The sequence below is a fragment of the Pantoea sp. AG702 genome (assembly GCF_003182295.1).
Taxonomy (GTDB): Bacteria; Pseudomonadota; Gammaproteobacteria; order Enterobacterales; family Enterobacteriaceae; genus Pantoea; species Pantoea ananatis.
This window is the reverse complement of the sequence record NZ_QGTU01000010.1, coordinates 17,497-37,804: the sequence shown is the minus strand read 5'-3', so window position 1 is coordinate 37,804 and position 20,308 is coordinate 17,497. Positions and strand designations below refer to the sequence as shown.

Below are 20,308 nucleotides of genomic sequence, written 5' to 3'. Positions count from 1 at the left end.
TGGCGAATAAACATCTTCTCTACTGCACTGGCAGATTACCAGTCCGTCAGGCTGCAAAGGCTCTAATCGACAAACTGTAATATTTAGTTTACATCCTGGTTGCAATTATTGACGTGAATTGCCCCGCCACTTTTTATGAATCACTCGCTTTGTCATGAAATCCTGATATTTTCCTGCCACAACGGGTTTCAGCCGTTATTTGTGCTGTTTAATCGTCCCTGTTCATACAGACCTTTCGTTAAAAGATGATGAAGAAAATAGAAAATCGTCCGTTGCTGATCATGCTCATTGCACTGGTCGCAGTCGGGCAGATGGCTCAGACCATCTATGTGCCCGCCATGGCGGCAATGGCGGATGCACTTCAGGTGCGAAATGGCATGATGCAGCATGTCATGGCGGCCTATTTAATCACCTACGGCGGATCGCAGCTGATCTACGGTCCGCTCTCTGACAGCGTGGGGCGCCGTCCGGTGATCCTGGCGGGGATGGCGATCTTTATGATCGGCGCGATTGCCGCCATGATGGCCTCGTCGCTGGATATGCTGGTCACGGGCAGTGCGATTCAGGGCGCGGGCACCGGCGTGGCCGGTGTCATGGCGCGAACAATGCCGCGCGATCTTTATCACGGTCATGCCCTACGCCAGGCCAACAGCTGGCTTAATATGGGCGTGCTCGCCAGCCCTTTAGTGGCACCGGTGATTGGCGCACTGTTAACGCAGCTGTTTGGCTGGCATGCCTGCTTTGCTTTTCTGCTGTTGCTGTGTCTGATGGTGACGGTCGCCATGGCGCGCTGGCTACCGGAGACGCGCCCAAACGGTGCCGAAGTCACGCCCTTCTTAAAACGCTATATCCGGCTGTTACGTGATGCGAATTTCGTCCGTTATCTGGTGCTGCTGATTGGCGCACTGGCCGGCATTGCCGTCTTTGAGGCCAGCTGTGGCGTGCTGCTCGGTGGCGTTCTGGGCCTGAACAGTTTCACCGTCAGTATTTTGTTTATCTTACCTATTCCTGCGGCCTTCTTTGGTGCCTGGTTCGCCGGACGTGAACAGCGCTCCTGGCATAGCCTGATGTGGTTTGGCGTCAACAGTTGCCTGCTGGCGGCGGTGTTGATGTGGATACCTGCCTGGTTTGGCATCATGACAATCTGGACGTTATTGATACCGGCGTCGCTGTTTTTCTTTGGCGCGGGAATGCTGTTTCCCCTGGCCACATCCGGTGCGATGGAGCCCTATGCCTGGCTCGCAGGAAGTGCGGGCGCACTGATTGGGGGGTTACAGAATTTGGGTTCCGGGCTGGTGGCGTCCCTGTCGGCGTTAATGCCTCAGCGCGATCAGTTCAGCCTTGGCCTGCTGATGGTTATCACGGCTCTGGTGATGTTGCTGTGCTGGCTGCCGCTTTCGCGACAGCCAGCAGGCGAGAATCAGGCTGTTACAGGATAAAGGGATGCAAAACCGGATCTTTGCGGTCCAGGTAATGCACAGACTGGATGCGGCGAATCGTGCGTGATTTGCCGCGAATTAACAGGGTTTCACTGGTGGCCATATTGCCCTGACGGGTGATGCCTTTCAGCAGATCACCACTGGTGATACCGGTGGCGGCAAAGATCACGTTATCGTTTCGCGCCATCGCCTGCAGGGGCAGGACTTTTCCTGCCTCAATCCCCATGCCAGCGCAGCGTTTCAGCTCATATTCCCCAATCCTGCGGTTCTCTTCGCTGTCACCTTTTACGTGATGTCGTGCCAGTAATCTGCCCTGCATATCACCGTCCAACGCACGAATCACAGCGGCCGATACCACGCCTTCAGGCGCGCCGCCAATACCGTACATCACGTCAACTTCGCTGTCGGGCATACAGGTCAGAATGGAGGCCGCCACATCACCATCAGGGAACGCGAATAGTCTTACGCCCAGCTGTTTAAGCTGCTCGATAACGGCGTCATGGCGCGGCTTTGACAGAATGGACACGGTGAGTTGTGACAACGGCTTATTCATGGCGATGGCGATATTACGCAGGTTAATCTCAAGCGGGAGATCCAGATTGATATGGCCCCGCGCCGCCGGACCGACGATAAGCTTCTCCATATACATGTCAGGCGCATGAAGAAAACTGCCTTTGTCACCGACGGCCATCACGGCAAGCGCATTGGCCTGTCCCATGGCCGTCATGCGGGTACCTTCAATAGGATCGACGGCAATATCCACCGCGTCGCCCTGACCCGTGCCCACTTTTTCGCCGATGTAGAGCATAGGGGCTTCGTCAATTTCCCCTTCGCCGATCACTATCTGTCCATCGATCTGAATGGTATTTAAGACATGACGCATGGCATGAACGGCGGCACCGTCCGCCGCGTTTTTATCGCCGCGCCCTAACCACTTATAACCAGCCAGTGCGGCAGCCTCAGTTACGCGGGAAAATTCAATGGCAAGTTCTCGTTTCATTGCATGTACCTGACAAAAAACAGGCTGGCAGTGTAGCGGAGGGAGAAGGCGGGGAAAAGGCCCGTGACGGAGGAGGTCACGGGCGCAGTGCGGATTACTCTTGTTCTTCCCACGCTTGCGCGCGCGCGACAGCTTTCTTCCAGCCGGCATAACGGACGTTACGCTCTGTGGTTTCAAGTGTTGGACGGAATTCGCGCTCAATCACGGCTTTGGCACGGACTTCTTCCAGATCCTGCCAGAAACCTACCGCCAGACCTGCCAGGTACGCGGCACCCAGCGCAGTGACTTCACGCACTTCAGGTCGCTCAACGCGTGTGCCAAGAATGTCTGACTGGAACTGCATCAGGAAGTTGTTAGCTACTGCTCCTCCGTCCACACGCAGAGCCTGCAGGCGCGTGTTGGCATCATTCTGCATGGCTTCCAGGACATCACGTGTTTGATAAGCGATGGACTCCAGCGTTGCACGGATGATGTGGTTCGCATTCGCACCACGTGTCAGGCCGAACAGCGCGCCACGTGCATAGGGATCCCAGTAAGGTGCACCCAGGCCAGTAAAGGCAGGAACCATATATACACCGTTTGAATCTTTCACTTTCATCGCGAAGTATTCTGAGTCAGCCGAATCGCTGATCAGCTTCATCTCATCGCGTAACCACTGAATGGCCGCGCCGCCGATAAAGACCGCCCCTTCCAGTGCATAGTTGACTTCACCACGTGGCCCGCAGGCGATAGTGGTCAGCAGGCCGTGCGTTGAGGTGACAGCTTCGGTACCGGTGTTCATCAGCATAAAGCAGCCGGTGCCGTAGGTGTTTTTCGCCATACCCGGCTGAACGCACAGTTGACCATACAGCGCAGCCTGCTGGTCGCCTGCGATACCCGCGATAGGAATACGCGTACCGCCTTTACCACCAATGTTTGTCTGACCATACACTTCAGACGAAGATTTCACTTCTGGCAGCATCGCACGCGGGATATCCAGGATTTCCAGCATGCGCTCATCCCACTCAAGCTTGTGGATGTTGAACAGCATGGTACGTGAGGCGTTGGTGTAATCGGTGATGTGCACGCGCCCCTGGGTCATTTTCCACACCAGCCAAGTGTCGACTGTACCAAACAGCAGTTCGCCACGTTTTGCACGCTCGCGCGCGCCTTCTACGTTATCCAGGATCCACTTAACTTTGGTGCCAGAAAAGTAAGGGTTAATCACCAGACCGGTGGTGTGCTGGATATACTCTTCCAGTCCCTCTTTCTTCAGCTTATTACAGTAGTCAGCAGTACGGGGATCCTGCCAGACGATGGCATTATAGACTGGCTTACCGGTTTCTTTATCCCAGACGATCGCGGTTTCACGCTGGTTAGTAATCCCAATCGCCGCGATTTCATCTGAGCGAATATCAGCATGTGCCAGCACTTCAACCAGCGTAGAACTCTGTGATGCCCAGATATCCATTGGGTCATGCTCTACCCAGCCCGCTTTCGGATAGATTTGGGTAAATTCGCGTTGCGATACCGCCACAATGTTAGCGTCGTGATCCAGCACCACAGCACGTGAACTGGTTGTGCCCTGATCGAGAGCGACGATGTATTTTTTATCGGTGGTAGTCATAAATTCATTCCTGATGATAAAAAGTGGAACTTACGCTTTACGTTCATGCGCGGACGCAATCGGTTTGTCACTGGTCGGTGGGGAAATCACCGCACCGGGTAAATGGCGGCCAATCAGGGCGCGATAACCAAAGGCTCCCAGGCAAGCACCGACCAGTGGGCCAAAAATTGGCACAAGGAAATACGGAATCTGATGACCGCCAGTGAAGGCAACGGTGCCCCAGCCAGCCAGCCACTCGAAGACTTTCGGTCCGAAGTCACGTGCCGGGTTCAGGGCAAAGCCGGTCAATGGGCCCATAGAGCCACCAATAACGGCAACCAGCAGGCCAATCAGCAGCGGTGCCATCGGGCCACGCGGGACGCCATTGCCATCGTCGGTCAGTGCCATAATCACGGACATCAGGACTGCAGTGATCACCATTTCAACCAGGAAGGCCTGACCTACGCTAATTTGCGGATTCGGATAGGTAGAAAAAATGCCCGCCAGGCTCAGGCTTTCAACTGAACCCCGCACCATGTTATGACTTTGTTCGAAATTGATAAACAAGCTGTAGTAAAGTCCGTAGACCAGCGCCGCGCCACAGAAAGCACCGGCCACCTGAGACAGAATATAAGGAAGGACTTTACGGCCTTCGAAATTGGCGAACAGGCAGAGTGCGACAGTCACTGCCGGGTTGAGATGGGCACCTGACACACCTGCGCTGAGGTAGACCGCCATAGAAACGGCCAGCCCCCAGACGATACAGATTTCCCATTGGCCAAAAGTGGCACCAGCCAGCTTAAGCGCGGCAACGCAACCCGCGCCAAAAAACAGGATCAAACCGGTACCCAGAAATTCGGCAATACACTGACCTTTGAGTGTGGTTGTAGTCTGACTCATGATAGTTGTTCCTGAAGCGAGGTTAAATTTTATCAGTTTTTGTTCTCATTCCGTGAGTCACCCATCTTTGATGTAGGGCTGTTGTTAATTTATCGTTAACGAGCATAAACGAGAAATAGCGAAATCGATTTTTGTGTAGTGTGTCAAAAAAATGCGCGTTTTCGCGTGTTTTGATTTTCCTTAAGCGCCATTCGGGCCGTTTTCCTCCGCGTGATACCGGCTTCGCCAGGCAAACAGGTGGGAAAGGAACATTTTAGGGATAGGCTGAAAAATGTTACCGACGGCGGTCTGCAGGCCCGCGTTGCTGGACTTGCGTGATGAGGCTACATACAATCGGGACAACGTTGCTGGTAAACGCCTTGTGTGCGAAAGCTGGCATCATCAACGCCTTGCAAGATTTTAGGAGAGGTCAGAAAGATGTCATTTGAAGTGTTTGAGAAACTGGAAGCAAAAGTACAGCAGGCGATTGATACTATCACCCTGCTGCAAATGGAAATTGAAGAGCTGAAAGAGCAGAACAACAACCTGCGTCACGACGCGCAGAATGCTGCTGGCAACCATGAAGCACTGATGCGCGAAAATCAGCATCTGAAAGAGGAGCAGCATGTCTGGCAAGAACGCCTGCGTGCGCTGTTGGGAAAAATGGAAGAGGTATAAGCCTCAACTAATGCGAAAAACGGGTGCCTGGCACCCGTTTTCGTTCGCTGACATTATTCAATGTCGAGCGGATCTTCCGATAAAATCATCCCGGTGTTATCCGCATAGAGATGGTCCCCAGAGAAGAAGGTGACGCCGCCGAAATTCACGCGCACATCGCTTTCGCCAATGCCTTCACCGGCCGCGCCTGCCGGAATAGCGGCGATAGCCTGAATGCCGATTTCCAGTTCTTCCAGTTCGTCTACCTGACGTACCGAACCGTAAACCACGATGCCTTCCCACTCATTCTGCGCTGCCAGTCGGGCAAGCTGCGCATCAACTAAAGCGCGGCGTACTGAGCCACCGCCATCAATCAGCAACACGCGGCCACGACCGTTCTCTTCCAGCAGATCGTAAAGCAGCCCGTTGTCTTCAAAACATTTCACTGTGGTTATCTGACCGCCGAATGAGGTCCGCCCACCGAAATTTGAGAAAAGCGGTTCAACAACGTTCACTTCTTCGTGGTAGATGTCGCAGAGTTCAGAAGTATCGTATTTCATAAGGGTTTCGTCTGTTTGCCACAGGAGCGCTAAGTATATCGCTTTATGCCAATTGTTGGCAAAATCATCAGCGGTAAAAAACCGGTACCGCATCAAGCGCATGCAGAAAAAAGCCCAGCCAAACTGGCCGGGCTTTGATACAGCACATAGACAGGTGAACGTTACAGGATGAAGCGGCTCAGGTCTTCGTCTGCAACCAGCTCATCCAGATGTTTACCCACATATTCGGCATCAATGGTGACGGATTCACCGCTCCGATCGCTGGCATCATAGGAAATATCTTCCATCAGACGTTCCAGCACGGTATGCAAGCGACGCGCACCGATGTTTTCTGTGGTTTCGTTGACCTGCCATGCGGCTTCCGCGATGCGACGAATACCATCGTCAGTAAAGTGAATGTTCACGCCTTCGGTATTCATCAGCGCTTTGTACTGCACTGTGACTGAAGCATTAGGTTCGGTCAGGATGCGCTCGAAATCATTCACCGTCAGGGCCTGGAGTTCAACACGGATCGGTAAACGACCCTGTAGCTCAGGAATCAAATCGGACGGGCTGGCAACCTGGAACGCACCTGAGGCGATAAACAGAATATGGTCAGTCTTGACCATGCCGTGCTTGGTCGACACGGTGCAGCCTTCTACCAGTGGCAGCAGGTCGCGCTGAACGCCTTCGCGTGAGACGTCCGGGCCGCCCGCGTTTTGTCCGCCGCGCTTACAGATTTTGTCTATCTCATCGATGAACACGATGCCGTGCTGTTCTACCGCATCAATGGCATCCTGCTTCAGCTCTTCCGGATTCACCAGCTTAGCGGCTTCTTCTTCAATCAACAGCTTAAAGGCTTCTTTGATTTTCAGCTTGCGCGGTTTCTGTTTCTGCCCGCCCAGGTTCTGGAACATGGACTGCAGCTGGCTGGTCATCTCTTCCATGCCCGGCGGTGCCATGATTTCAACGCCAGGGCCTGTTGCGGCTAAATCGATCTCAATTTCTTTATCGTCGAGCTGGCCTTCACGCAGCTTCTTGCGGAAAGACTGACGTGCAGATGAAGGCTCGCTGGTTTGTTCAGCCTGTCCCCAGTTATTTTTCGCCGGTGGGATAAGCACATCAAGAATGCGCTCTTCCGCCATTTCTTCTGCGCGATATTTGTTCTTCTCAATGGCCTGGCTGCGCACCATTTTGATCGCGGAGTCCGTCAGGTCACGAATAATGGAGTCGACTTCTTTGCCGACATAGCCCACTTCGGTAAACTTGGTGGCTTCAACTTTGATGAACGGCGCGTTGGCCAGTTTTGCCAGACGGCGAGCAATTTCTGTTTTACCCACACCGGTTGGGCCGATCATGAGAATATTTTTAGGGGTCACTTCGTGACGCAGCTCTTCGTCAAGCTGCATACGGCGCCAGCGGTTACGCAGGGCAATAGCCACGGCGCGCTTAGCGCTGTCCTGGCCAATAATAAAGCGGTTCAGCTCGCTGACGATTTCGCGTGGAGTCATCTCAGACATGTTTAGATCCTTACGACTTGGACGTTAATTCTTCGAAATTAACGTTGTGGTTGGTGTAGATGCAAATATCGCCAGCGATATTCAGCGATTTCTCAACGATGTCGCGCGCACCCAATTCAGAATTTTCTAACAGGGCACGGGCAGCGGCCTGGGCATAGGGACCGCCAGAACCGATAGCAATAAGGTCGTTTTCAGGCTGGATGACGTCACCATTACCGCTAATGATCAGCGATGCCGATTCGTCCGCCACCGCCAGCAGCGCTTCCAGGCGGCGTAACATTCTGTCGGTGCGCCAGTCTTTCGCCAGCTCAACGGCCGCTTTCACCAAATGGCCCTGATGCATTTCAAGTTTGCGTTCGAAGAGTTCAAACAGGGTAAAGGCATCTGCAGTGCCGCCAGCAAAGCCAGCAATCACTTTATCGTTGTAAAGACGACGCACTTTTTTGACGTTGCCTTTCATTACGGTATTACCGAGCGTAGCCTGGCCATCGCCGCCAATCACTACCTGGCCGTTGCGTCGAACACTTACTATTGTTGTCACGGGCAGACCCCTTTTACTGTCGGAAAAAAGCTCCGCGCCCAGGGCGCGGAGGATCATGCAGACAGATATGGGGCAGATTTGACGGGTTTCAACCCCCAACGGCGAGCGGAATGCAGCCGGAATGTCCTGAAGCGCGCAGACGTTTCAGCGTGCTGTCTGCGCTGGCGCGGTCTTTGAAGGGCCCTACCACGACACGATTCCATCCGCCGCCGGAGGTCAGACGGCTTTCAAACCCTTCAAACGCCAGCGCGGCGCGCACTGATTCAGCCTGCTCTGTTCCCTTAAACGAGCCACACTGAACCATCCAGCGTTGCGAGGCTGCTTTTTCAGCCGGTTTCGCTTTGGCGGTGTCCTGTGTTTTAGGCTGAGCAGTAGGTTCACGCGTAACAGGTGCGGGTTGTGTCTGCTGCACACTCTGCTGTTGCTGAGTATGCTGCTCCTGACGCTGCTGCTGTATTTGTTGCTGACGTTGCTGCTGCTGTTGTGCCTGCTGCTGACGTTGCTGCGACTGCAATTGCTGTTGCTGGAGCTGTTGCTGTCGCTGAAGTTGCTGTACCTGCTGCTGATGTTGTAGCGTTTGCTGGCGTTGAGCTGGCGTCTGCTCGTTCCACGGCACTTCATTTAATTGGGTGGGTTGCTGACGCATATCCGCCTGCATTTGCTCAAGCAGCTGGCGTTGCTCATCGGTCAGTTGCGTATGTGACTGCACTTCGCCACCGGAGGTAGGCTCGCTTGGGGTCGGCACAGTGACCTGACGGTTTTCCAGCTCTTTAATGTATTTCCAGCGTTCTTCAGGCTTTGGCGGTAAGCCATTCCCGTTGGCTTTATGATCCGTAATAACCGGCACGTCTTCTTTCTTGTGGTGCGCCAGGAACCATAAACCACCGGCAAAGGTCACCAATACAGCAACCGCCAGTACAATCATTAATTTAGAGGTGCCTGAACCGCTTTTTGTTTTTTTGCCACGGCTTGGGCTTTTCTTGCGACGCGTCCCTGTTGAACGCCCGCGGCCTACATAATCTTTTTGTGCCACTCTCGTCCTGATACCCTTGAAAATATGATGCCACGTAGGCGAATCCGTTGTTACCACACGCCCGGCAAGGAGCCCGCCATGTTACTTAAGGGCCGGAACTTTGACCAGCAATGATAGCCCTAAGAATCCCCTGAAAATAGCGGAACTTTTCGCTTATTTCTCATCCTTTTTTGCCAAAGTTGTGCTACCACGTACCACCAGTTCGGCATCCAGCAGCGTTGAACCGTTATGAATGCTATTACCCTGTAATTCATTCAGTAACAGCCGCACGGCTTCGCAACCTATCTCAAAACAGGGCTGTTTCACCGTGGTGAGCGGTGGCTCGCAGTAACGCGAGAGTTCAATATCGTCGAACCCCACAACCGACAGGTCTTCCGGTATGCGCAGGCCCAACCGTTTTGCCTGGCTGATAGCGCCGATGGCCATGATATCGCTATGACAAAACAGGGCTCGTGGCGGCTGTGGTAAAGCCAATAGCTGATTTATGGCATCAACGCCGGATTCAAAGGTGAAGTCACCCCGAACGATATAAGTGGGATCCACGCTGATGCCGCTGCGACGTAAGGCCTGCACATAACCCTGCAGGCGGTACTGGCACAGTGCAACGTCTTCCGGTCCGGTCAGGCAGGCAATGCGTTTATGACCCAACTGCAGCAGGTGATTGACCGCGACAAACGAGGCCGTCAGGTTATCGATATTGACGGTGGGTAACGACATTTCTGGCGAGAACTCAATCGCCATCACCATCGGCGGAAGATTGCGCTGCTCTTCAGGACTCACATCAAAGGGTAACTGCGCGCCCAGCAGCACGATGCCATCGATCTGCCGGGTCAGCATCAGGTTTAAAAACGTCCACTCCTGCGGTTTTTGGTGTGCGCAGTCGCCGATAAGCACCAGATAACCAGCCTTTGAGGCGGCGACTTCAACGCCGCGGATAATTTCACTGAAGAAGGGATCGCAAATATTGGGGACGATCAGCAGCAGCGTCTGCGTGTCATTGCGTCTGGCATGGCGGGACATGCTCTGGGCGGCATAGCCGACGTCAGCCACGGCCTGTTCGACTTTCTGACGCGTGGCCGAAGAGACTTTTTCCGGGTTCATGAGTGCACGCGACACGGTAGCGGTCGAGACGCCGGCTTTTTCTGCGACGTCTTTCATCGTGGCGGCAGCCGACGGTTGATTCTGATCCAACACATGCTCCTGATGCGTAATCGCGCATTCAACGTTCGTATTGTCTGAGGTAAAAACAGGCCAGGCACCATTGTTATCGATTGCGATGCCGGGCCGTTACTTAATTTGCATAAAAATTGTGACTTATGCGACGTTTTTCGATCCCTCTCACAACCTGCCCGGGCCTAGCTTTCGGTAGGATCCACGTCCAGCGTCCACTTTACCTTGCGCGAGGCCGGTAAAGTGCCAGTCAGCGGTAACGAACTACTCAGCAGTTGTTGCAGACGTTTGCGTGACGGATGCTGCACCAGCAACTGCCAGCGCCAGCGACCGCTCCGCTTTGGCTGCAGAGCAGGCAGTGGCCCCATGAACCACATTGCCGTGTCGTTAAGCGGGCTGGCTTCCAGCATATTACGCAGCTGTTGCAGAAATTCTGCAGCCTGATGGTTGTCCATGTCCTCCGCACGAAACAGCGCATGATGTGTCCACGGAGGGAGAAAAACCGACTGGCGCTCCAACAGCGTTTGCTGGGCAAAAGCGAAGTAGCCCTGGTGGAGCAGCGTTTGCAGAAGCGGATGCTCAGGATGGTGTGTTTGCAGCAAGACTTCGCCTTGCTTACCGGCCCGACCGGCGCGCCCGGCAACCTGAGTATAAAGCTGAGCGAAGCGTTCTGCGGCACGGAAGTCAGCGGAAAATAAGGCACCGTCGACGTCCAGCAGTGACACCAGCGTCACATCAGGAAAATGATGCCCTTTTGCCAGCATCTGGGTTCCCACAAGAATACGCGCGCCGCCGCGATGGACATCCGCCAGATGCTGCTCCAGCGCGCCTTTGCGGCTGGTGGTATCCCGGTCGATGCGCGAGACCGGCACACCGGGAAATAACGTGCCTAGCTGCTGCTCAAGCTGTTCCGTCCCTACGCCCACCGGTAACAGGTGAGTTGAACCACATTGTGGACACTGGTTGGGCAGCGGCCGCTGGCTGTCACAATGGTGGCAGCGCAACTGACGATGATGTTGATGCAGAGTGTAATAGCGATCGCAGCGCTGGCATTCGGCAATCCAGCCGCAGTCGTGGCAGAGCAGCGCAGGTGAAAAACCACGGCGGTTCAGGAACAGCAACACCTGGTTATCTGCTTTCAGATGCTGGCGCATTTTGAAGATCAGGGCAGGCGCCAGGCCGCCTGTCAGCTGTACGCCTTTCAAATCGATTAGCTGCTGCAGAGCGGGTTTAGCGTTACCGGCGCGTTTCATCAGGTCGAGCTGACGGTATTTGCCGTTACGCACGTTGTGCAGGCTTTCCAGCGCCGGTGTCGCGGAACCCATGATGACAGGAATATTCTCTTCATGGGCGCGAAACACGGCCAGATCGCGAGCCTGATAGCGCCAGCCTTCCTGCTGCTTATAAGAACTGTCGTGCTCTTCGTCGATAATAATGACGCCCGGACGCGCCATAGGGGTAAACAGGGCCGAGCGAGTGCCGATGATGATGGCATTCTCTCCTCTGCGCGCCCGTAGCCAGACAGAAAGGCGTTCGCTGTCATTCAGCGCTGAGTGCAGCACATCAACCGGCGCATCAAAACGTTCGCGGAAACGGGCAATGGTTTGTGGCGTCAGGCCGATTTCCGGCACCAGCACCAGGGCCTGTTTTCCTCTGGCCAGGACGTTTTCCAGCACGCTGAGATAAACTTCAGTCTTGCCTGAGCCGGTAATTCCCGCCAGTAGCCAGGCCGCATAATGCTCATCTTCACTGCGCATCGCCCCGACTGCCGTCGCCTGATCGGTATTGAGGCGCAGGCGTTCACCTTTGACCGCGAAGCTGCTGCGCCAGTCATGCCTGTGTGGCTGATGCTCATGTAATTCGCATAACCCTTTGGCACGCAGCGCCTGCATGGCGGCATCGGTGAGATCGTGCTCAGTGACTTCATGACGATAAAGCGGCCGCTGTCGCAGCGTTGCAAGCCCTTGCTGCTGTTTGGGGGCCCGCTTCAGGCTCTCGGGGGCAGTAGCCCGGCCCTGCTCGGTAATTTCCCAACGCCATAAGGGATTATCCTGGGCAGGTTTACCTTGTCTGAGCAGCACCGGTAGCGCATGGCTCAGTACCTCGCCGAGAGGTGAATGATAGTAGTTCGCCGCCCAGTGGAGAATGCGCCACAGAGACGGGGGAAAGAGCGACTCGCTGTCCAGTACCGATATCACCTGTTTGAGCTGGGTCGCGGGCAGGTCGCTGGTGTCAGGTAATGCCACCACGATACCGGTCATTTTTCGGTTACCAAAAGGCACGATCACCCGACCGCCAATGACCGGCTGCACGCCGACAGGAGGCAGGTAGTCAAACAGGCGAGGAAGGGGAACGGGCAGGGCAACCTGAACAACGGGCATAACAGTCTCTTTCCGGTTCATCTAGCAGGGCGGTTAGTGTACACGCTGACGCACACGGCGTGTATCTCAGGCGACATTTGCAGCATTAAACATTAGCCTGTATAATATGCCGCCTTCGGTAAGAAAGACCTTGCCGGAGTTCACCATTAATGTTCAATCGCGTGTGGTGCTGCGCAGGTTCACGTCCTGGCGCGGAGAGCGACACGGCCTTATATGAGGTTTCCCATGAAACAAGGTATTCACCCAAAATACGAAGCAGTTACCATCAACTGTACTTGCGGTAACGTGATTCACACTCGCTCTACGCTGACTCACGAACTGAACCTGGACGTTTGTGGTAAGTGCCACCCGTTCTACACCGGTAAGCAGCGTGAAGTTGCAACTGGTGGCCGCGTTGACCGCTTCAACAAGCGTTTCAGCGTGCCAGGCACCAAAAAATAAGAAACGGCATTCGAACATCTGTTCGGCGGCAAGAAAAACCCAGCTCAGGCTGGGTTTTTTTATGTCTGAAAATCAGTATTCCCAGGTATCCGGGTCGATGCCCATGTCACGCATAATTTTTTTCGCGGCTTCCGGTATTTCGTCGTTACGTTCTTTACGCAGGTCGACATCATTAGGTAACGGTTGTCCGGTAAAAGCATGCAAGAAAGCTTCGCACAGGAGTTCACTGTTTGTCGCGTGGCGCAGGTTGTTAACCTGACGACGTGTCCGTTCGTCTGTCAGAATTTTCAGCACGCTTAACGGAATTGATACCGTGATTTTTTTAACCTGTTCGCTCTTTTTGCCGTGCTCAGCGTACGGGCTGATATATTCGCCGTTCCATTCAGCCATGGGATACCTTAATCAATAAAAGTTAAAAGTTACGAAATCAGCCGATTATGCCTGATTTTCTTCTACCTGACCCCTTCTCTGGCGGGTTTCTTCGTTCAACGCACAGTGCTAATGGAGTTGAACGCCAGGTATGGGCGCATAATTTTAGCGGTTATTGCGACGATGCTCAATCTATACGCAAAGACATTTGGATGTCCAGATGTATTGACGTCTAAAAGCAAGATGATATCCTGTTGGCAAATTATTTCATACTTCAGGAACAGTTAGCCCTATGACGCGTAAACAGGCAACCATCGCAGTGCGCAGCGGTTTGAATGACGACGAGCAATACGGCTGCGTTGTCCCGCCCATCCACCTTTCCAGCACCTATAACTTCCATGATTTCAATGAGCCCCGTGCGCATGACTATTCCCGTCGTGGTAACCCCACGCGTGATGTGGTGCAGCGTGCCCTGGCAGAGCTGGAAGGCGGAGCGGGAGCGGTGCTAACCAATACCGGCATGTCCGCGATTCATCTGGTGACAACCGTGTTCCTGAAGCCTGGCGATCTGCTGGTTGCGCCGCACGACTGTTATGGCGGCAGCTATCGGCTGTTCGACAGTCTGAGTAAGCGGGGCGCTTACCGGGTGAAGTTTGTCGATCAGGGTGATAAAGCTGCGCTGCAGGCGGCAATGGATGAGAAGCCTAAACTGGTGCTGGTTGAAAGCCCCAGTAACCCGCTATTGCGCGTGGTGGATATCGCCGCCATTTGCGCAGCGGCGCGTGCGGCGGGCGCCGTGAGCGTCGTGGACAACACCTTTATGAGTCCGGCACTGCAAAATCCTCTGGCACTGGGTGCGGATCTGGTCATTCACTCCTGTACCAAATACCTGAATGGCCACTCTGACGTGGTAGCCGGTGCCGTGATTGCTAAAGATCCGCAGGCGGCGACCGATTTAGCCTGGTGGGCCAATAATATTGGGGTCACCGGCTCCGCTTTTGACAGCTATCTGCTGCTGCGCGGAATGCGCACGCTGGGCCCACGTATGGCCGCTGCGCAACGTAATGCGTTAGCCATTGTTGATTATCTCAAGCAACAGCCGCTGGTGAAAACGTTGTATCATCCTTCACTGCCGGAAAACGCGGGACATGAATTCGCTGCACGCCAGCAGCGTGGATTCGGTGCCATGCTCAGTTTTGAGCTGGACGGCGATGAAGCCCGGTTGCGCCGTTTCCTCAAAGCGCTTGAGTTGTTCACGTTGGCGGAATCGTTGGGCGGCGTTGAAAGCTTGATTTCACACACGGCGACCATGACCCATGCAGGTATGTCTGCAGAGGCCCGGGCCGCAGCAGGCATCTCTGAAACATTGCTACGTATTTCAGTAGGTATTGAAGACCACGAAGATTTAATTGCCGATTTGGATAATGCATTCCGGATCGCAGCCGAGGATTGATGATGACGAGTTCAGCTGGCGCAGGAACGCCAAACAACAGACAGCTCCACAAGTTTGGTGGCAGCAGCCTTGCAGATGCACGCTGCTACCAGCGTGTCGCCAGCATTATGGCGGATTACAGCCAGCCAGGTGACATGATGGTCGTATCGGCCGCGGGCTCGACGACCAATCAGCTGATTAGCTGGCTGAAGCTGAGCCAGAGCGACCGACTGTCCGCACATCAGGTGCAGCAGACATTACGTCGCTATCAGAGTGAGCTCATCAGTGCACTGTTACCTGCCGAAATAGCCGAACCCTTAATTACTGCCTTTATTCGCGACCTCGAAAAACTGGCGGCGTTACTGGATGGTGACGTCACAGAAGCGGTCTATGCGGAAGTGGTGGGCCATGGTGAGATCTGGTCTGCACGTTTAATGTCAGCGGTGCTGAACCAGCAGGATCTTCATGCCTGCTGGCTGGATGCACGCGATTTTCTGCGCGCGGAACGGGCCGCCCAGCCGCAGGTAGATGAAGGCAAATCCTGGCCGTTGTTACAAACGCTGCTGGCCCAGCATCCGCATAAACGCATCGTGGTAACCGGCTTTATCTGCGGCAATGACGCGGGCGAAACGGTACTGCTGGGGCGTAACGGTTCTGACTACTCTGCCACGCAGATTGGTGCGCTGGCAGGTGTGGGACGTGTGACGATCTGGAGCGATGTGGCGGGCGTTTACAGTGCCGATCCCCGCAAAGTCTCTGATGCCTGTCTGCTGCCCTTGCTGCGCCTGGATGAGGCCAGTGAGCTGGCGCGTCTGGCAGCCCCGGTACTGCATACCCGCACCTTACAGCCGGTCTCGGGCAGCGATATTGATTTGCAGTTACGCTGCAGCTATCAGCCGGAACAGGGATCTACCCGTATCGAGCGCGTCCTCGCGTCCGGTACGGGCGCCCGCATCGTCACCAGCCACGACGACGTGTGCCTGGTAGAGATCCAACTTCCTGAGCAGCACGATTTTGCGCTGTTTCAAAAAGAGATCGATCAGCTGCTGACGCGCGCGCAGATGCGTCCGCTGGCGATGGGCATTCATCCCGATCGTCAGCTGCTGCAACTGTGCTACACCTCTGAAGTGGTGAACAGTGCCTTTACTTTATTGCAGGACGCCGGCTTACCTGGACATTTGCAGTTACGTGAAGGTTTAGCGCTGGTCGCGCTGGTTGGCGCTGGCGTCACGCGCAACCCGTTGCACACGCACCGTTTCTGGCAGCAGCTAAAAGATCAGCCGGTCGAATTTATCAGCCAGTCGCCAGAGCACATTAGCGTGGTTGCGGTGCTGCGCGTTGGCCCTACTCAGCATCTCATTCAGGGGTTGCACAGTTCCCTGTTTCGGGCAGAAAAGCGCATTGGCCTGATGTTGTTTGGCAAGGGCAACATCGGTTCTCGCTGGCTGGAGTTGTTTGCCCGCGAGCAGGAAACGTTGTCGGCGCGCACCGGTTTCGAGTTTGTGCTAGCGGGCGTGGTGGACAGCCAACGCAGCCTGCTGAGCTATGAAGGTCTGGACGCCAGTCGCGCACTGGCATTCTTTGACGATGAAGCGGAAGCGCGCGATGAAGAGTCGCTGTTTCTGTGGATGCGTGCGCACCCTTACGATGATCTGGTTGTGCTGGATGTGACGGCCAGTAAGCCGCTGGCACAGCAATATCTTGATTTTGCCAGCCATGGGTTTCATGTCATCAGCGCCAATAAAGTGGCGGGAGCATCGGATACGCAAACCTGGCGCGAGATTCGGGATGCCTTTGAAAAAACCGGCCGCCACTGGTTGTATAACGCCACCGTGGGCGCAGGTCTGCCGATAAACCATACGGTGCGCGATTTACGGGAAAGCGGCGACACGATTTTGTCGATCAGCGGTATTTTCTCCGGAACGCTGTCCTGGCTGTTTCTGCAATTTGATGGCACGGTGCCCTTTACCGAGCTGGTGGATCAGGCGTGGCAGCAGGGATTGACGGAACCGGATCCTCGCGTCGATCTGTCGGGTCAGGACGTGATGCGCAAACTGGTGATTCTGGCACGTGAAGCAGGCTATAACATCGAGCCGGATCAGGTGCGCGTCGAGTCGCTGGTGCCGCAGAGCTGCGAAGATGAATCAATAGATCACTTTTTCGAGAATGGCGACGAGCTTAATGAGCAGATGCTGCAACGGCTTGAAGCCGCGCAGGAGATGGGGCTGGTGCTGCGCTATGTTGCGCGCTTCGATGCTAACGGCAAAGCACGTGTTGGCGTCGAAGCGGTACGTCCGGAGCATCCTCTGGCCGCCTTACTGCCTTGTGACAACGTGTTTGCCATCGACAGCCGTTGGTATCGCGATAATCCGCTGGTGATCCGCGGACCTGGTGCAGGCCGGGACGTTACCGCCGGCGCTATCCAGTCTGATATTAATCGCCTTGCCCGACTCCTCTGACGTTGCTTTTCTCCAGGCGCTTCGGCGCCTGTCCTGCCCTAACATCCTCATATAAAAAGCCCTTTCACATCGACTGAATATTTGTCACTTCCTGGGATGATTTATCAGTTGACGCTTGCGGGAAAATGGTTCACTTTGAGTGTCTGGACGTCTAAACGTATAGATGTTTACAGGTTAACAGATAACCGATGTGGGCGGAGGTAGCAGGATGAGTTTCTTTCATGCCAATCAGCGCGAGGCGCTCAATCAGAGCCTGGCAGAGCTAAACGGGCGAATTAGTGTCTCTTTTGAGTTTTTCCCGCCGCGCACCAGTGAAATGGAAGAAACGCTGTGGAACTCCATCCATCGTCTGAGCAGCCTGAAGCCCAGTTTTGTCTCTGTAACCTACGGGGCGAACTCGGGTGAGCGTGACCGCACACACAGCATCATTAAAGGCATTAAAGAACGTACGGGGCTCGAAGCTGCGCCGCATCTGACCTGTATTGACGCTACCCGGGATGAGCTGCAAGCCATTGCACAGGATTACTGGAATAACGGTATTCGCCATATCGTGGCGCTGCGTGGCGATCTGCCACCCAATAGCGGTAAGCCGGAAATGTACGGCAGCGATCTCGTTTCGCTGCTTAAAGAGGTCGGTGACTTCGATATCTCCGTCGCGGCCTATCCGGAAGTCCACCCCGAAGCAAAAAGTGCCCAGGCTGACCTGATTAACCTGAAACGTAAAATTGATGCTGGCGCTAACCGTGCCATTACCCAGTTCTTCTTTGATGTTGAAAGCTATCTGCGTTTTCGTGATCGCTGCGTTTCCACCGGCATTGATGTTGAGATCGTGCCGGGCATTTTGCCGGTATCAAATTTCAAACAGCTGCAGCGTTTTGCCGCCCTGACCAATGTACGCGTTCCGGGCTGGATGAATGCCATGTTTGCAGGGCTGGATGAGGATCCTGAAACGCGCAAAATGGTGGGGGCGAACATCGCCATGGACATGGTGAAAATCCTGTCGCGTGAGGGCGTAAAAGATTTTCATTTCTATACTCTGAACCGGGCAGAAATGAGCTATGCCATTTGTCATACCTTAGGTGTGCGTCCGGGAATTGCCGCCTGAAGATGGCCATAAAAAAACCGACGTGTCCGCGTCGGTTCTGAATGTCTCATCCATTGCATATACAGGGCTGACAGCAGCCTGATGTGCCACGCATTAAAAATGTGTCCAGCCTTCATGGGTCAAGGGTTGAGCCGGTTTCACTCGCGAGGGGTTTTTGAGCGTCGGTACGCTATGCACCTGCTGTGTCGTGTTATTAAAGCGAAAGACTGAGACCGCCTGCAGCAGCTGTCGTGCCTGTTCCCGGAGGCTGTTCGCGGCCGAGGCGGATTCTTCCACTAATGCGGCGTTTTGCTGTGTGGCGCTGTCCATCTCGGTTACCGCGATGCCCACCTGTTCTACGCCTCTGGCCTGCTCGGCGCTGGCTGAGGTAATTTCCTCAACGGTATCACTCAGGTGACCTACAGCCGTGACGATGCTCTGCATCGTCGCGGTGGCATGTGCAACCAGTTCGTCACCTTGCCCCACGCTGCGGGCGTTGGCGTCAATTAACTGGCGAATTTCACCTGCGGCCGTGCTGCTACGTTGCGCCAGGGTTCTGACCTCGCTGGCAACCACCGCAAAACCTTTACCGTGTTCGCCCGCGCGCGCGGCTTCTACTGCTGCGTTCAGCGCGAGAATATTGGTCTGGAAGGCAATACTGTCAATAACGGCGGTGATGTCGGCGATTTTCCCTGAGCTGTCTTTAATGGTGCGCATCGTGCTGGTAATCGCTGCCGTGGCATCATTGCCTTCGTTGGCGACATTACGCACATTGACCGCAAGCTGACTGGCCTGCTGCGCATTGCTGGCGTTATTTTTCACCGTCATGCCAAGCTGCGTCATGGTGGCTGCCGTCTGCTCCAGCGCGCTGGCCTGCTCTTCGGTTCTCTGTGACAGGTCGGCATTTCCCTGCGCTATCTGACTACTGGCAGAGGCGACGCTTTCCGCATTGGATCTCACCAGGCTGACCGTTTGAACCAGTGCCTCCTGCATCTCCCGGATTGCCACCAGCAGTTTGCCGGTTTCATCGGTGTGAGTGACCTGCACAGGCTCGCTGAGGTCACCTTTTGCCACGCGCTGTGCGGCAATCAGGGCCTGATTAAGGGGCCGGGTGATGCTGCGCGTAATAAGCCAGGCAGACAATCCCGCCAGAAATAGCGCAACGGCACCGGCGCCCGCCAGTAAACGCAACGCATTGGTTCGATCGCTATGGGAAGTTTGCTCTGCAACCTGCATCCGCGCTTCCTGGTGATCTTTTAATGCCTGAAGGGAGGCTATATAGCCCGTTTGAATGTTGTCTCCCGAGGCCTGTAACAGCTGGTCGGCCTCCTCTTTTTTACCTTGCTGAGCAAGTGCAACGACCTTATCCATTAGCGGCAGAAAAAGCGCCGCGTGAGACTGGATGTTGGAAAAAAGTTGTCTGCCAGTGACGGAGGCAACCTCTTTATCCAGCACCTGCATCAGGCTGTCGGCCTGGCTTCTGACCTGCTGATAGCTGTTAAGCGCTTTTTCTGTTTTTGCCGGATCCGGCTGGAGTACGGCAATGCGCGCCAGACGACTCATATCTTGCGCATAAAATGACAGCATGGCCGATTCGGATGCCTTGGCGTAAAGGCCCCCGGCGATCTCACTGTTAGCGTCGGCCAGAGAACGTGTTTTGGTAATACCGATCAGGACCATGAAAATGACAAGCATACCCATGAAGCCAAAAGCCGCCACGAGCCGTATTCCTATTCTGATGTTATTCATACTGTTACCCTGATGTTAATGATAAGCACG

Annotated in this window: 17 protein-coding genes; 6 read left to right on the top strand and 11 right to left on the bottom strand. The window is 54.7% G+C overall.

All coding sequences use genetic code 11. The annotated features are described in order from the left end of the window. The first annotated feature begins 245 nt into the window (after positions 1-245). Positions 246-1,439 carry a multidrug efflux MFS transporter EmrD gene (emrD, locus tag DFO57_RS20430; protein ID WP_019105403.1) on the top strand — a complete coding sequence of 398 codons (1,194 nt, stop codon included), beginning with the start codon at positions 246-248 and terminating at the stop codon, positions 1,437-1,439. Here emrD and glpX read toward each other — a convergent pair. The 3 genes from glpX to DFO57_RS20415 form a co-directional block, all read right to left on the bottom strand. Then, positions 1,429-2,439, bottom strand: coding sequence for a class II fructose-bisphosphatase (glpX, locus tag DFO57_RS20425; protein ID WP_014604766.1), 1,011 nt, complete (start codon positions 2,437-2,439; stop codon positions 1,429-1,431). The genes emrD and glpX overlap by 11 nt on opposite strands. A gap of 94 nt (positions 2,440-2,533) precedes the next feature. Beyond that, positions 2,534-4,045: a glycerol kinase GlpK gene (glpK, locus tag DFO57_RS20420; RefSeq protein ID WP_014594886.1), complete on the bottom strand. Its 1,512-nt coding sequence runs from the start codon at positions 4,043-4,045 to the stop codon at positions 2,534-2,536. A 30-nt stretch (positions 4,046-4,075) separates the two neighbouring features. Further along, positions 4,076-4,924 carry an MIP/aquaporin family protein gene (locus tag DFO57_RS20415; RefSeq protein ID WP_013027695.1) on the bottom strand — a complete coding sequence of 283 codons (849 nt, stop codon included), beginning with the start codon at positions 4,922-4,924 and terminating at the stop codon, positions 4,076-4,078. Positions 4,925-5,341: 417 nt separating this feature from the next. On the opposite strand from DFO57_RS20415, the gene zapB reads away from it, so the two are divergent. Further along, entirely contained in the window at positions 5,342-5,581 is a 240-nt protein-coding gene (zapB, locus tag DFO57_RS20410; RefSeq protein ID WP_014594885.1) for a cell division protein ZapB, read from the top strand. Between the two features lie 53 nt (positions 5,582-5,634). Here zapB and rraA read toward each other — a convergent pair whose 3' ends face one another. From rraA to priA, 6 genes are all read right to left on the bottom strand, one after another. Continuing rightward, on the bottom strand, positions 5,635-6,120 hold the full coding sequence (gene rraA / locus DFO57_RS20405; protein WP_013027693.1) for a ribonuclease E activity regulator RraA: 486 nt from the start codon (positions 6,118-6,120) through the stop codon (positions 5,635-5,637). A gap of 161 nt (positions 6,121-6,281) precedes the next feature. Beyond that, positions 6,282-7,619 carry an HslU--HslV peptidase ATPase subunit gene (gene hslU / locus DFO57_RS20400; RefSeq protein WP_013027692.1) on the bottom strand — a complete coding sequence of 446 codons (1,338 nt, stop codon included), beginning with the start codon at positions 7,617-7,619 and terminating at the stop codon, positions 6,282-6,284. A gap of 10 nt (positions 7,620-7,629) precedes the next feature. Beyond that, positions 7,630-8,160, bottom strand: a complete 531-nt coding sequence (hslV, locus tag DFO57_RS20395; RefSeq protein WP_024471414.1) for an ATP-dependent protease subunit HslV — start codon at positions 8,158-8,160, stop codon at positions 7,630-7,632. A gap of 88 nt (positions 8,161-8,248) precedes the next feature. Beyond that, complete coding sequence (gene ftsN / locus DFO57_RS20390) at positions 8,249-9,193, bottom strand: cell division protein FtsN (protein ID WP_014604767.1); 945 nt, start codon at positions 9,191-9,193, stop codon at positions 8,249-8,251. 153 nt (positions 9,194-9,346) lie between these two features. Beyond that, positions 9,347-10,384, bottom strand: a complete 1,038-nt coding sequence (gene cytR, locus DFO57_RS20385; protein ID WP_019105406.1) for a DNA-binding transcriptional regulator CytR — start codon at positions 10,382-10,384, stop codon at positions 9,347-9,349. Positions 10,385-10,548: 164 nt separating this feature from the next. Next, positions 10,549-12,744 carry a primosomal protein N' gene (gene priA / locus DFO57_RS20380; RefSeq protein ID WP_019105407.1) on the bottom strand — a complete coding sequence of 732 codons (2,196 nt, stop codon included), beginning with the start codon at positions 12,742-12,744 and terminating at the stop codon, positions 10,549-10,551. Positions 12,745-12,969: 225 nt separating this feature from the next. Here priA and rpmE point away from each other — a divergent pair, with 225 nt between their 5' ends. Further along, complete coding sequence (gene rpmE / locus DFO57_RS20375) at positions 12,970-13,185, top strand: 50S ribosomal protein L31 (protein ID WP_006121308.1); 216 nt, start codon at positions 12,970-12,972, stop codon at positions 13,183-13,185. A gap of 72 nt (positions 13,186-13,257) precedes the next feature. On the opposite strand, the gene metJ is transcribed toward rpmE, so the two are convergent. Beyond that, positions 13,258-13,575, bottom strand: a complete 318-nt coding sequence (gene metJ, locus DFO57_RS20370) for a met regulon transcriptional regulator MetJ (RefSeq protein WP_013027687.1) — start codon at positions 13,573-13,575, stop codon at positions 13,258-13,260. A gap of 271 nt (positions 13,576-13,846) precedes the next feature. Between metJ and metB the strand changes: the two genes are divergently transcribed. The 3 genes from metB (at position 13,847) to metF (ending at position 18,550) form a co-directional block, all read left to right on the top strand. Further along, positions 13,847-15,007: a cystathionine gamma-synthase gene (gene metB / locus DFO57_RS20365; protein ID WP_014594879.1), complete on the top strand. Its 1,161-nt coding sequence runs from the start codon at positions 13,847-13,849 to the stop codon at positions 15,005-15,007. A 2-nt stretch (positions 15,008-15,009) separates the two neighbouring features. Beyond that, positions 15,010-17,445, top strand: coding sequence for a bifunctional aspartate kinase/homoserine dehydrogenase II (locus DFO57_RS20360; RefSeq protein WP_064352936.1), 2,436 nt, complete (start codon positions 15,010-15,012; stop codon positions 17,443-17,445). Positions 17,446-17,653: 208 nt separating this feature from the next. After that, positions 17,654-18,550 carry a methylenetetrahydrofolate reductase gene (gene metF, locus DFO57_RS20355; protein WP_014604771.1) on the top strand — a complete coding sequence of 299 codons (897 nt, stop codon included), beginning with the start codon at positions 17,654-17,656 and terminating at the stop codon, positions 18,548-18,550. 93 nt (positions 18,551-18,643) lie between these two features. Here metF and DFO57_RS20350 read toward each other — a convergent pair whose 3' ends face one another. Next, complete coding sequence (locus DFO57_RS20350) at positions 18,644-20,278, bottom strand: methyl-accepting chemotaxis protein (protein WP_014594876.1); 1,635 nt, start codon at positions 20,276-20,278, stop codon at positions 18,644-18,646. Positions 20,279-20,308 lie beyond the last annotated feature (30 nt).

What these genes read in the sequence shown, in the direction of transcription:
- emrD (WP_019105403.1), top strand. Translation starts at nt 246, where the DNA reads ATGATGAAGAAAATAGAAAATCGTCCGTTGCTGATCATGCTCATTGCA.
- glpX (WP_014604766.1), bottom strand. Translation starts at nt 2,439, where the DNA reads ATGAAACGAGAACTTGCCATTGAATTTTCCCGCGTAACTGAGGCTGCC.
- glpK (WP_014594886.1), bottom strand. Translation starts at nt 4,045, where the DNA reads ATGACTACCACCGATAAAAAATACATCGTCGCTCTCGATCAGGGCACA.
- DFO57_RS20415 (WP_013027695.1), bottom strand. Translation starts at nt 4,924, where the DNA reads ATGAGTCAGACTACAACCACACTCAAAGGTCAGTGTATTGCCGAATTT.
- zapB (WP_014594885.1), top strand. Translation starts at nt 5,342, where the DNA reads ATGTCATTTGAAGTGTTTGAGAAACTGGAAGCAAAAGTACAGCAGGCG.
- rraA (WP_013027693.1), bottom strand. Translation starts at nt 6,120, where the DNA reads ATGAAATACGATACTTCTGAACTCTGCGACATCTACCACGAAGAAGTG.
- hslU (WP_013027692.1), bottom strand. Translation starts at nt 7,619, where the DNA reads ATGTCTGAGATGACTCCACGCGAAATCGTCAGCGAGCTGAACCGCTTT.
- priA (WP_019105407.1), bottom strand. Translation starts at nt 12,744, where the DNA reads ATGCCCGTTGTTCAGGTTGCCCTGCCCGTTCCCCTTCCTCGCCTGTTT.
- rpmE (WP_006121308.1), top strand. Translation starts at nt 12,970, where the DNA reads ATGAAACAAGGTATTCACCCAAAATACGAAGCAGTTACCATCAACTGT.
- metJ (WP_013027687.1), bottom strand. Translation starts at nt 13,575, where the DNA reads ATGGCTGAATGGAACGGCGAATATATCAGCCCGTACGCTGAGCACGGC.
- metB (WP_014594879.1), top strand. Translation starts at nt 13,847, where the DNA reads ATGACGCGTAAACAGGCAACCATCGCAGTGCGCAGCGGTTTGAATGAC.
- DFO57_RS20360 (WP_064352936.1), top strand. Translation starts at nt 15,010, where the DNA reads ATGACGAGTTCAGCTGGCGCAGGAACGCCAAACAACAGACAGCTCCAC.
- metF (WP_014604771.1), top strand. Translation starts at nt 17,654, where the DNA reads ATGAGTTTCTTTCATGCCAATCAGCGCGAGGCGCTCAATCAGAGCCTG.
- DFO57_RS20350 (WP_014594876.1), bottom strand. Translation starts at nt 20,278, where the DNA reads ATGAATAACATCAGAATAGGAATACGGCTCGTGGCGGCTTTTGGCTTC.